Below are 15,554 nucleotides of genomic sequence, written 5' to 3'. Positions count from 1 at the left end.
CTTCTAGCTACAAGCTGCAAGGGAAAAGCGGTTGAATCCCGGCTACGGGAGTTAATGGCGCTTTCGCTTGCAGCTTGAAGCTTACGACTTGAAGCTCCCCGGAGGGGCCTATGAGCTATGTGATCGACCGACGTCTCAATGGCAAGAACAAGAGCACGGTGAACCGTCAGCGGTTTCTGCGGCGTTATCGTGATCACATCAAGAAAGCCGTCGAAGAGGCGGTCAGTCGGCGTTCCATTACCGATATGGAACACGGCGAACAGATCAGTATCCCCGGCCGCGACATCGACGAGCCGGTGCTTCACCACGGTCGAGGTGGCAAGCAGACGGTCGTGCACCCTGGCAACAAGGAATTCACCAGCGGCGAGCACATCGCACGCCCACCTGGAGGTGGCGGCGGAAGAGGCCCGGGCAAGGCCGGCAACTCGGGCGAAGGGATGGACGAATTCGTCTTCCAGATCACCCAGGAAGAATTTCTCGAATTCATGTTCGAGGACCTTGAGTTGCCGAACCTGGTCAAGCGCAACCTGACCGGGACCGACACCTTCAAGACCGTGCGCGCGGGAATCAGCAACGAAGGCAACCCCTCGCGAATCAACATCATCCGAACCCTGCGCTCGGCCCATGCCCGGCGGATCGCCCTGTCCGGCAGCAGCCGGGCAAAATTGCGCGAAGCCAAAGACGAACTGCTACGACTCAAGCGGGATGAACCGGACAACTTCGGCGACATTCAGGAAATCGAAGCAGAAATCGAAAAACTCAGTGCGCGCATCCATCGCGTACCTTTTCTCGACACCTTTGACCTCAAGTACAACCTGCTCATCAAGCAGCCGAACCCAAGCTCCAAAGCGGTGATGTTCTGCCTGATGGACGTGTCCGGCTCCATGACCCAGGCGACCAAGGACATCGCCAAACGCTTCTTCATCCTGCTGTACCTGTTTCTCAAGCGTAACTACGACAAGATCGACGTCGTGTTCATCCGCCACCACACCAGCGCCCGTGAAGTGGACGAGGAAGAGTTCTTCTACTCCCGGGAAACCGGCGGCACCATCGTCTCCAGCGCCTTGAAACTGATGCAGGAGATCATGGCCGAGCGTTATCCGAGCAATGAGTGGAACATCTATGCCGCCCAGGCGTCCGACGGCGACAACTGGAACGATGACTCGCCGATCTGCCGCGACATACTGATCAACCAGATCATGCCGTTCGTGCAGTACTACACTTACGTTGAGATTACCCCGCGCGAACATCAGGCCCTGTGGTTCGAGTACGAGCGCATTGCCGAAGCCTTCTCTGACACTTTTGCCCAGCAGCAACTGGTCTCGGCCGGGGATATCTATCCGGTCTTCCGTGAACTCTTCCAGCGCAGGTTAGTGACATGACCGCCAAAGAGCAGAAGCGCCAACCCATCTCCACCGGCTCCGAATGGACGTTCGAGCTGATCCAGGCCTACGACAAAGAAATCAGTCGTCTGGCGGCTCGTTATGCCCTGGATACCTATCCCAACCAGATTGAAGTGATCACCGCCGAGCAAATGATGGACGCCTACGCCTCCGTCGGCATGCCGCTGGGTTATCACCATTGGTCCTACGGCAAACACTTCCTCAGCACCGAGAAGTCTTACAGCCGTGGGCAGATGGGGCTGGCCTACGAGATCGTGATCAACTCCGATCCTTGCATCGCGTACCTGATGGAAGAAAACACCATCTGCATGCAGGCCCTTGTGGTCGCTCATGCCTGCTATGGCCACAACAGTTTCTTCAAGGGCAATTACCTGTTCCGTACCTGGACCGACGCCAGTTCGATCATCGATTACCTGGTTTTCGCCAAGCAGTACATCATGCAATGCGAAGAACGCCATGGCATCGACGCGGTCGAGGACCTGCTGGATTCCTGCCACGCATTGATGAACTACGGGGTCGATCGCTACAAACGTCCGTATCCGATATCGGCTGAAGAAGAACGCCGTCGGCAGAAGGATCGGGAAGAGCATTTGCAGAAGCAAATTAACGATCTGTGGCGGACCATTCCCAAAGGAGCAGACAAGTACAGCGACAAGGACAACGCACGCTTCCCCGCCGAACCTCAGGAAAACATCCTGTATTTCATCGAAAAACACGCCCCGCTGCTGGAACCGTGGCAGCGGGAAATCGTGCGGATCGTGCGCAAGATCGCCCAGTATTTCTACCCGCAACGCCAGACCCAGGTGATGAACGAAGGCTGGGCCACGTTCTGGCACTACACGCTGATGAACGACCTGTATGACGAAGGGCTCGTCACTGACGGCTTCATGATGGAGTTTCTGACGTCCCACACCAGCGTGGTCTATCAACCCGGCTTCGACAGCCCCTACTACAACGGCATCAACCCCTACACCCTGGGGTTTGCCATGTACCGGGACATCCGGCGCATGTGTGAACACCCTACCGAAGAGGACTACCGCTGGTTCCCTGAGATTGCCGGCACCGACTGGTTATCGAGCATCAAATTCGCCATGAGCAGCTTCAAGGATGAGAGTTTCATCCTCCAATACTTGTCACCCCAAGTGATCCGCGACCTGAAACTGTTCAGCATTCTCGATGACGACCAGAAGGACGATCTGCTGGTGCCGGCGATTCACGATGAGCCGGGCTACCGGATCATCCGTGAAACCCTGGCGGCCCAGTACAACCTCGGCAATCGCGAACCCAACGTACAGATCTACAGTATCGATCGGCGCGGCGACCGCTCCCTGACCTTGCGTCACCAGCAGCACGACCGCAAACCGCTGGGCGAGTCCACCGAGGAAGTGCTCAAACACCTGCATCGCCTCTGGGGCTTCGACATTCACTTGGAAACCCTGCAAGGCGACCAGGTGATGAAAGTCCAACACGTTCCCCCCAGAGGTGAACATGCCGAGGGGGATTACGGCCGGTTGGACCTGGCCGTCATCCATCTTTGATCCTGTTTCTGCCTCCGGAAGTTCGACGCAAAGGTTATTCTGTCGGGCTAACGGAGGTTTTTTATGCGGATTTATAAAGTTGGCGGTGCGGTACGCGATCGCCTGCTGGGCAAGCCTGTCACCGATATCGACTGGGTCGTGGTCGGCGCCACCACCGAAGAAATGCTCGCCAAGGGCTATCGCCCCGTGGGCGCTGACTTCCCGGTATTCCTTCATCCCAAGAGCGGTGAGGAATACGCCCTCGCCCGCACCGAACGCAAAAGTGGACGCGGTTACGGCGGCTTCACCTTTCACGCCAGCCCCGAAGTCACCCTCGAAGAAGACCTGATCCGTCGCGACCTGACGATCAACGCCATGGCCGAGGACGACCAGCAGAACCTGACCGATCCTTACCACGGCCAGCGCGATCTTGAAGCTCGCCTGCTTCGCCACGTTTCCCCCGCGTTCGCCGAAGATCCGCTCCGTGTCCTGCGCGTTGCCCGCTTCGCCGCCCGTTATGCCGGGCTGGGTTTCACCGTCGCATCTGAAACACTGGAGCTCATGCGTCAACTCAGCGAGTCAGGCGAGTTGGAGGCTTTAACTGCAGAGCGCAGCTGGAAAGAGATTTCTCGTGCGCTGATGGAAGATCAGCCACAGGTATTCATCGAGGTGCTGCGTGAATGCGGCGCGCTCAAGGTGCTGATCCCGGAAGTCGACGCCCTGTTTGGCGTGCCACAACCGGAAGTCCATCACCCGGAAATCGACACTGGCGTGCACACCCTGAGCGTGCTCGAACAAGCAGCGCTGCACAAACAACCGCTGACCGTGCGCTGGGCGTGCCTGCTGCATGATCTGGGCAAAGGGCTGACGCCCAAAGAAGAGTGGCCACGCCACATTGCTCACGAACACACAGGCCTGAAGCTGATCAAAGCGGTCAATGAACGCTTCAAGGCACCGAAGGATTGTCAGGAACTGGCATTGCTGGTGGGCCAATATCACACGCATGGCCACCGTGCCATGGAGTTGAAACCCTCGACATTGCTGGAGTTACTGCAGAGTTTTGACGTTTACCGTCGGCCTCAGCGATTTGAAGAGTTCATTGCGGCGTGTGAGATGGACGCCCGTGGGCGCAAAGGCCTGGAACAGCGAAGTTATCCACAGGCGGAATATTTGCGTGGGGCGGCGAATGCCGCTCGGACCGTGGCGGCTCAGCCGTTGCTGGAGAAGGGATTCAAAGGGCTGGAGCTGGGTGAGGCGATCAAGCGCGAACGGCTCAAGGCGCTGAAGGCCTACAAAGAGGCGGCGTCGGCCTGAAAAGCTTCGCGGGCAAGCCTCGCTCCTACAGGATATACGGCAACCTGTGTAGGAGCGAGGCTTGCCCGCGAAGGCGTCAGCAGATTCACAGCAGATATGAAGGTGTCAGCTGCACTCCGCGCCATTCGAACGCCACCGGCGCCAACACCTGATCAATCTGCGCCTCGCTCCACAACGTCGCAAAGGTTTTGCCTACGCCTGGATGCACTCTGTCCGGCGCAATCAACGACAACGGCCACAACACAAAGGCATTTTTCAGAATCTCTGCCCGCGGCAGGATCAATCCGTCGAAATTGCCCACCAGATCGCCGAACAGCAGCACGTCGATATCCAGCGGCAAGCCCTTGCGGTCAGGCGCATAACGGCCATTGTCCGCCTCGATGAATTTCAATCGACGGTCCAACTCCATCAGCGGCAGATCGGTATAAGCCGAGACCACGAAATTGAAGAACGGGCCGCTCTTGATCCCCACTGGCTGGCTTTCGAACACCGCCGAGCAACGAATATCCACCAGAAACCCTGCCAGGGCTTCGAGGCCAGCCTGCAAATGGGTTTCGCGCTCGATATTGCTACCGAGCCCGAGATACACCTGAGTCAGCGACATCCGCGCTCGATCTCCACGCCCACACCACCGGTGGCCGCCGGGACGGCGCCAGGCTTGGTCAGCTTGAGGCGCATCCAGGTAATCTTGAATTCGCTCATCAACACTTCGACCAGACGCTCGGCGAATGTCTCGACCAGCTGGAACTGCGCCTGCTCGGCAAACGCCTGGATGCGTGACGAAACGCTCGCGTAGTCGAGCGCCAGGGTCAGGTCATCCCCTGCTGCTGCCGGGCGATTGTCCCAGGCGAAGCTCAGATCAAGTCGCAGGCACTGTCGGATGCCTCGCTCCCAGTCGTAGGCACCAATCACGGTGTCGACTTCCAGGCCCTCGATAAACACTCTGTCCAAGCACTTTTCTCCGCTGCACGACAAGGGCGCAATGCGCCGTTAGAATCAGGGCGTCCTCGCCCGGAATAGTTAGCATGTTTTGGTTACTGGCGACCCTCGCCTACCTGCTCGGCTCTCTGTCCTTCGCCATTTTGCTCAGCCGCCTGACCGGTAACCCCGATCCGCGAATGAGTGGCTCGGGCAATGCCGGCGCCACCAACATGTTGCGCCTGGCCGGCAAGAAGCTCGCCATCCTGACCTTGATCGGCGACCTCTGCAAAGGCCTGCTGCCGGTGCTGATCGCCGGTGTTGCAGGTCTTTCGCTGCAGCAACAGGCCTGGATCGGCGTCTGCGCCGTCATCGGCCACCTGTTCCCGCTGTACTTCCGCTTTCGCGGTGGCAAGGGTGTCGCCACCGCTGCCGGAATGCTGCTGGGCCTGTACCCGCCCGCGGCTTTGCTGGCGGTCTGCGCCTGGCTGCTGACGTTCTACCTGACCCGCACCAGCTCACTCGCCGCGCTGATCGCCACGCCGTTGACCCTGCCACTGCTGGCTTGGCAGGAACCGGCGGCACTGCTGCCCATGAGCGCACTCACGGGGCTGATCGTCTGGCGTCATCGCGGCAATCTACGCGACCTGTTTGCCGGGCGCGAACGGCATTTTTAAATACCGGACATGAGCACCGCTCATCACAGCGCCGACAACTGCTCCATCGGCCAGCGCGCTTGTACGCTGATCGCCAGGCTTTCGTGCTGACCGGCCTGCAAGCGCTGGCATCCGGCAAACGCAATCATCGCGCCGTTGTCGGTGCAGAACTCCGGACGGGCATAAAACACATCGCCCTTCATGTCGCCGAGCATTTTTTCCAGGGACGTGCGCAACGCCTTGTTGGCGCTGACGCCCCCAGCGATCACCAGACGCTTCATGCCCGCCTGTTTCAATGCCCGCTTGCACTTGATGGTCAAAGTCTCCACCACGGCCTGCTGGAACGCCAGCGAGATGTCGCAACGGGCTTGCTCGCTGTCGTCCCCGGCGCTGACGCTCTGTTGCCAGGTGTTCAGGGCGAATGTTTTCAAGCCACTGAAGCTGAAAGCCAGCCCTGGGCGGTCGCACATCGGACGCGGAAAGGTGAAACGTCCCGCAACGCCCCGCTCTGCCAGTTTTGCGATTTCCGGACCGCCCGGATAATTGAGGCCCATCATCTTCGCGGTTTTGTCGAACGCTTCACCGGCGGCATCGTCGAGGGTCTCGCCCAAGAGCGTGTATTGACCGATCCCGTCGACCTGAACCAGCTGCGTATGACCGCCCGACACCAACAAAGCGACGAACGGGAATTGCGGTGGTTGCGCCTCCAGCATGGGCGCCAGCAAGTGACCTTCCATGTGGTGCACACCCAGCGCCGGAATGCCCCAGGCAAAGGCCAGCGCCTGAGCGCAGGAGGCGCCCACCAGCAAGGCACCGACCAGGCCAGGACCCGCGGTATAAGCGATGGCGTCGATCTCGGTCGGCACACAGTCAGCTTCGGCCAAGACCTGACGGATCAAGGGCAGCATGCGTTTGACATGGTCGCGCGAAGCCAGCTCCGGCACCACGCCGCCATAGGCGCGATGCAGGTCTATCTGGCTGAACAGCGCGTCGGCGAGCAGACCGCGTTCGCTGTCATATAATGCGACACCGGTTTCGTCGCAGGAGGTTTCTAATCCCAGTACTAGCATGGGTTTGCGCCTTGTTTAGGCTGAATTCGAAGGCGCGCATAATAGTCGTCATGGGATGCCCCGACTAGCGGTTTTCGATCAGAGGCTTTGCATTCCGGTCGATGAGGAGTTAACATCCGCAACCCTTAAAAACCGACGTCTTCAAGTGCTCTTTTGCCACGAGGATGTTGACCCCGGTAATGAATGAAGGTAGCTCTGGATGCCAGCCGTCAAAGTAAAAGAGAACGAACCCTTCGACGTAGCTCTGCGTCGTTTCAAGCGCTCCTGCGAAAAAGCCGGTGTACTGGCTGAAGTTCGTAGCCGCGAATTCTACGAGAAGCCTACTTCTGAGCGTAAACGTAAAGCAGCAGCCGCTGTTAAGCGTCACGCCAAGAAAGTACAGCGCGAACAGCGCCGCGCCGTTCGTCTGTACTAATACACAGACGTTCGTAGCAAGCTTCTGCCAAGCCCGGCCCTCAGCCGGGCTAATGGCATTTGCGGAAAACGCTTGATGCTTCACCGTCAAAGCCGCAGACGCGACCAAGACAAACCTGCTTCACAGCGTCAGACCTGGCTCTTTTGCCAGCGGTGCACGTCTTTTCTGACGAGCCTTCCAAGGCTACTGACGAGCACACCCACTGATTCCTCTCACGACGATCAGCCCAAGGCACCTTCTTGCGTGCCCGCTTATGAGCTATCCGAGGCCCTCGACTGGCCGCAGCCGGATTCAGCGAAACACTTTCATATAGTCGAATACTGATTGGTACTAACGTCAGTGGATTTTCGGCAGATACACTTCCCGACAGCGATTACGCAGACGACATCGGTCGAGCCGCACATTTTGCGCGCCTCAAACAATGACCCGCGTACGGCCGCTCTTCGTTTTGGGTCCATTTAAGCGCAGATGACGAGAACGCCATGGCCGGGCTAATTCCCCAGAGCTTCATTGACGACCTTCTGAACCGCACCGACATCGTCGATGTGGTCAGCTCGCGCCTGCAAATGAAAAAGGCCGGCAAGAACTACACCGCCTGCTGCCCTTTTCACAAAGAGAAAACCCCGTCCTTCAGCGTCAGCCCCGACAAGCAGTTCTATTACTGCTTCGGCTGCGGCGCTGGCGGCAACGCCCTCGGCTTCATGATGGACCACGACAACCTGGATTTCGTCCAGGCTGTCGAAGAACTGGCCAAAGCCGCCGGCATGGAAATCCCCCGCGAAGAAAGCGGCCGACCGCACAAACCGCGGCAACCGACCGATTCGCCGCTGTACCCGCTGCTGACTGCGGCCGCCGACTTTTACCGCCAAGCCCTTAAAAGTCATCCATCGCGCAAAGCGGCTGTGGATTACTTGAAAGGTCGCGGGCTGACCGGCGAAATCGCCCGGGACTTCGGCCTCGGCTTCGCCCCACCCGGCTGGGACAATCTGTTCAAGCACTTGAGCAGCGACACCCTGCAACAGAAAGCCATGGTCGATGCCGGCCTGCTGATCGAGAACGCCGAAACCGGCAAACGCTATGACCGCTTTCGCGATCGCGTGATGTTCCCGATCCGCGACAGCCGCGGGCGCATCATTGCTTTCGGCGGCCGGGTATTGGGCGACGACAAGCCGAAATACTTGAACTCACCGGAAACCCCGGTATTCCATAAAGGCCAAGAGCTTTACGGCCTTTATGAAGCACGCAAGAACAACCGCAATCTTGACGAAATCATCGTCGTCGAAGGCTACATGGACGTCATCGCCCTCGCCCAGCAAGGCTTGCGCAATGCCGTCGCGACCCTGGGCACCGCCACCAGCGAAGAGCACTTGAAGCGGCTGTTTCGCGTCGTGCCCAACGTGCTGTTCTGCTTCGACGGCGACCAGGCCGGCCGCAACGCGGCGTGGCGCGCACTGGAAGCGGCACTGCCATGCCTGCAGGACGGGCGGCGCGCGCGCTTTCTGTTCCTGCCTGAAGGCGAAGACCCGGATACGCTGGTCCGCTCCGAAGGCACTGACGCGTTCCGCGCGCGAATCAACCAGCACGCCCAGCCATTGGCGGATTATTTCTTTCAGCAACTGACCGAGGAATCGGACCCGCGCTCGCTCGAAGGCAAGGCCCACATGGCCACGCTCGCCGCGCCGCTGATCGACAAGGTCCCGGGCGCGAACCTGCGCATCCTGATGCGTCAACGCTTGACCGAAATTACCGGACTTAGCGGCGAAGCCGTGAGCCAGTTGGTGCAAAGCGCTCCTCAGGATGCGCCACCCACCTACGACCCGGGCATCGATTACGACGCCATGCCGGATTACAGCGACTACCATCAGCCGCAGGCACAAGAGATGTATGTGCCGCAGCAGGAATGGACGCCGAAGAAACCCGGGGCCGGCGGCAAGAAATGGGACAAGAAGCCGTGGGACAAGAACAGCAAACGCGGTGGTGATCGCGACCAACATAGCGCACCACGCACACCGATCGCTGTCGAAGCGCCAACGCTGATAGCGCTGCGCACTCTCATTCATCACCCGGAACTGGCGGGCAAGGTAGAAACCGCCGATCACTTCGCGAATGAGAGCAACACGTACGCGCAACTGCTGGTAGCCCTCATCGGGGCGGTGCAGAAAAATCCTAAGCTAAACTCTATTCAGTTAATGGCCCGATGGCACGGGACGGAACAGGGCCGATTGCTCAGGGCTTTGGCGGAAAAGGAATGGCTGATTGATGGCGACAACCTTGAACAACAGTTTTTAGACACCATTACTAGGTTATCGGCAAGTCAACACACGGATAGCCTGGAAGTACTTATCAGGAAAGCAAGGCAGCCAGGATTGACCGCGGAGGAAGCAAATCAGATAGCAAATCAGATGCGCGACCTATTAAAACGCAATATGGCTGTATCAACCCCGACCTCAACTGGCGCGTGAGGTCATAGCTCAGGTATAATCCTCGGCTTGTTTTTTGCCCGCCAAGACCTTCAGTGGATAGGGTGTTATGTCCGGAAAAGCGCAACAGCAGTCTCGTATCAAAGAGTTGATCACACTTGGTCGTGAGCAGGGTTACCTGACTTACGCGGAGGTCAACGACCACCTGCCGGAGGATATTTCAGATCCGGAACAGGTGGAAGACATCATCCGCATGATCAATGACATGGGGATCAACGTATTCGAGGTTGCGCCAGATAAGGATTCCCTTATGCTGGCCGACGCCGATACCGACGAAGCCGCGGCCGAAGAGGCAGCAGCAGCGTTGGCAGCGGTCGAGACCGACATTGGTCGCACCACCGACCCAGTGCGCATGTACATGCGTGAAATGGGTACGGTAGAGCTCCTCACACGTGAAGGCGAAATCGAAATCGCCAAACGTATTGAAGAGGGTATCCGTGAAGTGATGGGCGCAATTGCGCACTTCCCTGGCACGGTTGACCACATTCTCTCCGAGTACACTCGCGTCACCACCGAAGGTGGCCGCCTGTCCGACGTCCTGAGCGGTTATATCGACCCGGACGACGGCATTGCGCCTCCTGCTGCAGAAGTGCCACCGCCTGTCGATCCGAAAGCCGTGAAAGCGGACGACGATACCGACGACGATGACGCCGAAGCGTCGACTGATGACGAAGAAGAAGCCGAAAGCGGTCCGGATCCGGTCATCGCAGCTCAGCGCTTTGGCGCTGTCTCCGATCAGATGGAAATCACCCGCAAGGCGCTGAAAAAGCACGGTCGTGGCAACAAGCTGGCAATTGCCGAGCTGGTGCTTCTGGCTGAGCTGTTCATGCCGATCAAACTGGTTCCGAAGCAATTCGAAGGCCTGGTTGAGCGTGTTCGCAGTGCCCTGGATCGTCTGCGTCAGCAAGAGCGCGCGATCATGCAACTTTGCGTTCGTGATGCCCGCATGCCGCGTGCCGACTTCCTGCGCCAGTTCCCGGGCAACGAAGTTGACGAAAGCTGGACCGATGCACTGGCCAAAGGTAAAAGCAAATACGCTGAAGCCATTGGTCGCCTGCAACCGGACATCGTTCGTTGCCAGCAAAAGCTGACCGCGCTGGAAACCGAAACCGGTTTGACGATCGCCGAGATCAAGGACATCAACCGTCGCATGTCGATCGGTGAGGCCAAGGCCCGCCGCGCAAAGAAAGAGATGGTTGAAGCGAACTTGCGTCTGGTGATCTCCATCGCCAAGAAGTACACCAACCGTGGCTTGCAATTCCTCGATCTGATCCAGGAAGGCAACATCGGTTTGATGAAAGCGGTAGACAAGTTCGAATACCGCCGCGGCTACAAATTCTCGACTTATGCCACCTGGTGGATCCGTCAGGCGATCACTCGCTCGATCGCCGACCAGGCCCGCACCATCCGTATTCCGGTGCACATGATCGAGACGATCAACAAGCTCAACCGTATTTCCCGGCAGATGTTGCAGGAAATGGGTCGCGAACCGACCCCGGAAGAGCTGGGCGAACGCATGGAAATGCCTGAGGACAAGATCCGCAAGGTATTGAAGATCGCTAAAGAGCCGATCTCCATGGAAACCCCGATCGGTGATGACGAAGACTCCCATCTGGGTGACTTCATCGAAGACTCGACCATGCAGTCGCCAATCGATGTCGCCACTGTTGAGAGCCTTAAAGAAGCGACCCGCGAAGTTCTGTCCGGCCTCACTGCCCGTGAAGCCAAGGTTCTGCGCATGCGCTTCGGTATCGACATGAATACCGACCACACCCTCGAGGAGGTTGGTAAGCAGTTCGACGTGACCCGTGAACGGATTCGTCAGATCGAAGCCAAGGCGCTGCGCAAGCTGCGCCACCCGACGAGAAGCGAGCATTTGCGCTCTTTCCTCGACGAGTGATCACAAAACCCCCGGCCCAGGCCGGGGGTTTTGCTTTATGCAGATTAAATCCCCCACACTTCCCCCCCGCCGAATTGCCCGTCTACACTCGAAACATTCCCCCGAGCCATAACGAGACCGTTATGCCCAGAATGCCGACCGTGCTTTTTTTGCTGTCGCTGATGACCTGGACCGCAACGGCTGGCGCGCTGACTCTGACCGACGAAGAACGTAGCTGGCTGGCGGCTCACCCGGACTTGCGCCTGGGTGTCGACGCGTCCTGGCCGCCGTTCGAATTTCGTGATGAACAGGGCCGTTATCAGGGCCTGGCGGCGGACTACATCAACGTGATCCGTCAACGGCTGGGCACCAAACTGACGCCTATCGAGCCGGTCAGTTGGACCGAAGTCCTGCAGCAGGCCAAGCAAGGAAAACTCGACATCCTGCCGGGCATCATGTCGACCCCGGAGCGTCAGTCGTACCTGTCGTTCACTCGCCCCTACCTGGACTTTCCGATCGTCATCCTCGCCCATGTCGGAGGCCCCCAGCCGCACAAACTCGAAGAGCTCTACGGGCTGAAGATCGCCGTGGTGGAAAACTATGCGCCCCACGAACTGCTGCGCACGCACCACCCTGATCTGAACCTGGTGGCGATGCCCAATGTTAGCTCGGCCTTGCAGGCACTGGCCACCGATGAAGTGGACGCGGTCGTGGGCGATCTCGCCTCCAGCGTCTGGAGCCTGCGTCAGCTCAAGCTCGACGGCCTGTATGTCAGCGGTGAAACGCCCTATCGCTATCAATTGGCGATGGCCGTGCCCCCCAACAACAAGATGCTGGTCGGTATCCTGGACAAAGTCCTAGCGGACATGACCACAAGTGAAATCAACGCCATTCAGGAACACTGGGTCGGTAATGTCCTGGATCACCGAACCTTCTGGTCGGATTTGCTGGTTTACGGTCTGCCCGGCCTGCTGTTTCTGATGATCATGCTGGCAGTGGTCATCCGCATTAACCGCCGTTTGAGTTCGGAAATTGCCCGGCGGGTCGATCTGGAACAAGAGCTACGCAGCAGCGAATACCATTACCGCGGGCTGGTGGAGAGCCTTTCCGCAATTGCCTGGGAAGCGCGGATCAGCGACTTCACCTACAGCTATGTGTCACCGCACGCCGAAGAACTCCTGGGCTATCCCCTGTCCCACTGGCTGATTCCGGGGTTCTGGCGCAACATCATCCACCCTGCGGACCTGACCCGGGCCCAGACATTCTGCGACCACGAAGTACTGGCCGGGCGAGATCACAGTATCGATTACCGGGTTATTACCGCCGATGGCCGCTGTTTGTGGGTGCGAGATATTGTCAGCCTGATCGAGCATGGTCATGAGCCGGTGATGCGCGGATTGATGATCGACATCAGCGATGCCAAGCGCACTGAAGAGGCGCTGAGCCTCTCCGAGCAAAAATTCGCCTCCGTGTTTCAGCAATGCCCGGACATCCTGGTGATCGCGCGGCTTTCCGATGGCTGCCTGATGGAAGTCAACAAGGCGTTCGAAGAACAAATTGGTCTCAAGGCCGAAGACGTCATTGGCCAGACCGCCACCGACCTGAACATCTGGGGCATCCCCGGTGTTGGTCCGGGTTTGCTGCAGCGCCTGCAGGCCGGCAGCATCCGTAACCTGGAGATGCCCTTTCGCCGCAACAATGGCCAAGTGTTTACCGGCCTGATTTCCGCCGAGCCCTTCGACCTCGATACGACCCCTGCCCTGGTTGTCGTCGTGCGCGATATCAGCCAGCTCAAGGAAACCCAGCAACAACTGCAAACCTCCGAAGAAAAATTCGCCAAGGCCTTCCACGCGTCCCCGGACGGCTTGCTGCTGTCCCGGCAGAGCGACGGGTTGCTGATGGAAGTCAACGAGGGTTTCAGCCGCATCACGGGCTTCAACAGTGCGATGTCCGTGGATCGTTCCGCCCTGGAACTGGGGATATGGGTCAACCTCAACGAACGCAAGCAAATGCTCGATTTGCTGCACCGGGACGGGTTCGTTCGCGACTTCAGCTGCCACATCCGCCGCAGTGACGGGCAGATCCGTCTCTGCGAGGTTTCAAGTCGTCCGCTGCCCATCGGCGATGAGGACTGCATGCTGACCATTGCTCGGGACATTACCGAGCGGCATCTGATGCAGGAGAAACTGCAACAGGCCGCCACGGTGTTCGAGAGCACCGCCGAGGGCGTGTTGATCACCGATACCCAGCAGCACATCAGCGCAGTCAACCGAGCGTTCACCGAGATCACCGGCTACAGCGAGAGCGAAGCACTGGGCCACACCCCTCGCCTGCTCGCCTCGGGCCTCCACGACAGCGCGTTCTATGCAGCGATGTGGCACCAACTGACGGACGAAGGTCACTGGCAAGGCGAGATTTCCAACCGACGCAAGAATGGCGAGCTCTACCCGAGCTGGCTGACCATCAGCGCCGTGCGTAACCGGGAGAAGTTCATCACTCACTTCGTGGCCGTGTTCGCGGACATTTCCAGTCTCAAACACGCTCAAGCCAAACTCGACTATCAGGCGCATCACGATCCGCTGACCGGCCTGCCAAACCGCACGCTGTTCGAGAGCCGACTGCAGACCGCGCTCAACACCCAACAGGAAAACGGTGGCCAAGGCGCGGTGCTGTTCCTCGACCTGGACCGCTTCAAACACATCAACGACAGCCTTGGCCACCCGGTGGGCGACCTGCTGCTCAAAGGCATCGCCGTGCGCCTCAAAGAACAGCTTCGCGATATCGATACCGTTGCGCGCCTGGGTGGTGACGAATTCATTATCCTGCTGCCCGGCCTGCAACAATCCAGCGATGCCGACAACATTGCCACCAAGCTGCTCAATTGCTTCGCCGCCCCCTTCCAGGCTGGCGAGCACGAGTTTTTCATCAGCGCCAGCATCGGCACCAGCCTGTATCCCAAGGACGGCTGCGACGTCGCCACTTTGGTCAAGAACGCCGATGCCGCGATGTATCGCTCCAAGGCCAAGGGCCGTAACCGGGTGGAAAGCTACACCCGCGATCTCACCGCCCAGGCCAGCGAGCGCGTTGCGCTGGAACATGAATTGCGGCGCGCCATCGAGCGCAATGAGTTGTTCCTCTACTACCAACCGAAAATCAGCCTCGCCGACCATCGACTGGTCGGCGCCGAAGCGCTCATTCGCTGGCATCACCCGACCTTCGGTGCGGTGCCGCCGGAACACTTCATTCCCCTGGCAGAAGAAAACGGCATGATCCTGCAGATCGGCGACTGGGTGCTGGAGACAGCCTGCCGGCAGATGTATGAGTGGAATCAGGTCTACGAGTGCCTCGGCCCACTGTCGGTCAACCTCGCGGGCGCTCAACTGCGCCAGCCGAACCTGCTCGGGCGGATCGAACAACTGCTCAAGGACAACGGCCTTGCGCCGGGTTTTCTGCAACTGGAGATTACCGAAAACTTCATCATGAGCCAGGCCGAAGAAGCCTTGGCGGTGCTGCACCAACTCAAACACCTCGGTGTGCAATTGGCGATCGACGACTTCGGTACGGGCTACTCGTCCCTGAGTTACCTCAAGCGTCTGCCGCTGGACATCCTCAAGATCGACCAGTCCTTCGTCCGCGGCCTGCCTGACGATCCCCACGATGCGGCCATTGTTCGCGCCATCATCGCGCTGGGGAGCAGCATGCAATTCACCATTATTGCAGAGGGCGTCGAGACCCTGGCGCAGCAGCAATTCCTTGCCGAAGAAGGCTGTGAACAGATCCAGGGCTACATCGTCAGCCTGCCTCTTCCCCCCGACGAATTCGCCGCGACGTTTCTTCGTATAGCCGTATCGGATTTTTCGGATAGCACAGCCGAGAAACCATCGCTATAATCCGCGGCCTAC

11 protein-coding genes are annotated in these 15,554 nt (G+C 58.8%); 8 read left to right on the top strand and 3 right to left on the bottom strand.

All coding sequences use genetic code 11. The annotated features are described in order from the left end of the window. Positions 1–110 precede the first annotated feature (110 nt). From ACYZT6_RS30085 to ACYZT6_RS30075, 3 genes are all read left to right on the top strand, one after another. Positions 111–1,382: a YeaH/YhbH family protein gene (locus ACYZT6_RS30085; protein ID WP_149416529.1), complete on the top strand. Its 1,272-nt coding sequence runs from the start codon at positions 111–113 to the stop codon at positions 1,380–1,382. Next, positions 1,379–2,941 carry a SpoVR family protein gene (locus ACYZT6_RS30080; RefSeq protein ID WP_462029778.1) on the top strand — a complete coding sequence of 521 codons (1,563 nt, stop codon included), beginning with the start codon at positions 1,379–1,381 and terminating at the stop codon, positions 2,939–2,941. Before ACYZT6_RS30085 ends, ACYZT6_RS30080 begins: the two co-directional genes overlap by 4 nt. Positions 2,942–3,004: 63 nt before the next feature. Then, positions 3,005–4,234, top strand: a complete 1,230-nt coding sequence (locus ACYZT6_RS30075) for a multifunctional CCA addition/repair protein (protein ID WP_462029777.1) — start codon at positions 3,005–3,007, stop codon at positions 4,232–4,234. A gap of 85 nt (positions 4,235–4,319) precedes the next feature. Here ACYZT6_RS30075 and folK read toward each other — a convergent pair whose 3' ends face one another. Continuing rightward, positions 4,320–4,838 (bottom strand): 2-amino-4-hydroxy-6-hydroxymethyldihydropteridine diphosphokinase, encoded by a 519-nt coding sequence (gene folK, locus ACYZT6_RS30070; protein WP_462029776.1) that lies wholly within the window; start codon positions 4,836–4,838, stop codon positions 4,320–4,322. After that, a complete protein-coding gene (gene folB, locus ACYZT6_RS30065) occupies positions 4,829–5,185 on the bottom strand; it encodes a dihydroneopterin aldolase (protein ID WP_008051601.1) in 357 nt (118 codons plus the stop codon). The genes folK and folB overlap by 10 nt, the downstream gene beginning before the upstream one ends. Before the next feature lie 74 nt (positions 5,186–5,259). On the opposite strand from folB, the gene plsY reads away from it, so the two are divergent. Then, the gene (plsY, locus tag ACYZT6_RS30060; RefSeq protein WP_462029775.1) at positions 5,260–5,829 is read left to right on the top strand and encodes a glycerol-3-phosphate 1-O-acyltransferase PlsY; all 570 of its coding nucleotides are present in this window, start codon (positions 5,260–5,262) and stop codon (positions 5,827–5,829) included. Positions 5,830–5,852: 23 nt separating this feature from the next. Here plsY and tsaD read toward each other — a convergent pair whose 3' ends face one another. Continuing rightward, on the bottom strand, positions 5,853–6,878 hold the full coding sequence (tsaD, locus tag ACYZT6_RS30055) for a tRNA (adenosine(37)-N6)-threonylcarbamoyltransferase complex transferase subunit TsaD (RefSeq protein ID WP_462029774.1): 1,026 nt from the start codon (positions 6,876–6,878) through the stop codon (positions 5,853–5,855). A 199-nt stretch (positions 6,879–7,077) separates the two neighbouring features. Here tsaD and rpsU point away from each other — a divergent pair, with 199 nt between their 5' ends. The 4 genes from rpsU to ACYZT6_RS30035 all read left to right on the top strand — a co-directional run bounded on the left by rpsU (position 7,078) and on the right by ACYZT6_RS30035 (position 15,542). After that, the gene (rpsU, locus tag ACYZT6_RS30050) at positions 7,078–7,293 is read left to right on the top strand and encodes a 30S ribosomal protein S21 (RefSeq protein WP_002551877.1); all 216 of its coding nucleotides are present in this window, start codon (positions 7,078–7,080) and stop codon (positions 7,291–7,293) included. 482 nt (positions 7,294–7,775) lie between these two features. Continuing rightward, complete coding sequence (gene dnaG, locus ACYZT6_RS30045) at positions 7,776–9,755, top strand: DNA primase (RefSeq protein WP_462029773.1); 1,980 nt, start codon at positions 7,776–7,778, stop codon at positions 9,753–9,755. Between the two features lie 67 nt (positions 9,756–9,822). Further along, entirely contained in the window at positions 9,823–11,673 is a 1,851-nt protein-coding gene (gene rpoD, locus ACYZT6_RS30040) for an RNA polymerase sigma factor RpoD (protein ID WP_462029772.1), read from the top strand. A gap of 122 nt (positions 11,674–11,795) precedes the next feature. Further along, positions 11,796–15,542: an EAL domain-containing protein gene (locus tag ACYZT6_RS30035; RefSeq protein WP_462029771.1), complete on the top strand. Its 3,747-nt coding sequence runs from the start codon at positions 11,796–11,798 to the stop codon at positions 15,540–15,542. Positions 15,543–15,554: the final 12 nt, after the last annotated feature.

The organism is Pseudomonas sp. RT6P73 (genome assembly GCF_054897715.1).
Note: the sequence above shows the minus strand (reverse complement) of the source record. Positions and strands in the feature narration are given on the sequence as shown.

Bases quoted from the DNA above. Each gene is read 5' to 3' on its own strand.
- folK (WP_462029776.1), bottom strand. From the start codon at position 4,838: ATGTCGCTGACTCAGGTGTATCTCGGGCTCGGTAGCAATATCGAGCGC.
- dnaG (WP_462029773.1), top strand. From the start codon at position 7,776: ATGGCCGGGCTAATTCCCCAGAGCTTCATTGACGACCTTCTGAACCGC.
- rpoD (WP_462029772.1), top strand. From the start codon at position 9,823: ATGTCCGGAAAAGCGCAACAGCAGTCTCGTATCAAAGAGTTGATCACA.
- plsY (WP_462029775.1), top strand. From the start codon at position 5,260: ATGTTTTGGTTACTGGCGACCCTCGCCTACCTGCTCGGCTCTCTGTCC.
- tsaD (WP_462029774.1), bottom strand. From the start codon at position 6,878: ATGCTAGTACTGGGATTAGAAACCTCCTGCGACGAAACCGGTGTCGCA.
- ACYZT6_RS30035 (WP_462029771.1), top strand. From the start codon at position 11,796: ATGCCCAGAATGCCGACCGTGCTTTTTTTGCTGTCGCTGATGACCTGG.
- ACYZT6_RS30085 (WP_149416529.1), top strand. From the start codon at position 111: ATGAGCTATGTGATCGACCGACGTCTCAATGGCAAGAACAAGAGCACG.
- rpsU (WP_002551877.1), top strand. From the start codon at position 7,078: ATGCCAGCCGTCAAAGTAAAAGAGAACGAACCCTTCGACGTAGCTCTG.
- ACYZT6_RS30075 (WP_462029777.1), top strand. From the start codon at position 3,005: ATGCGGATTTATAAAGTTGGCGGTGCGGTACGCGATCGCCTGCTGGGC.
- ACYZT6_RS30080 (WP_462029778.1), top strand. From the start codon at position 1,379: ATGACCGCCAAAGAGCAGAAGCGCCAACCCATCTCCACCGGCTCCGAA.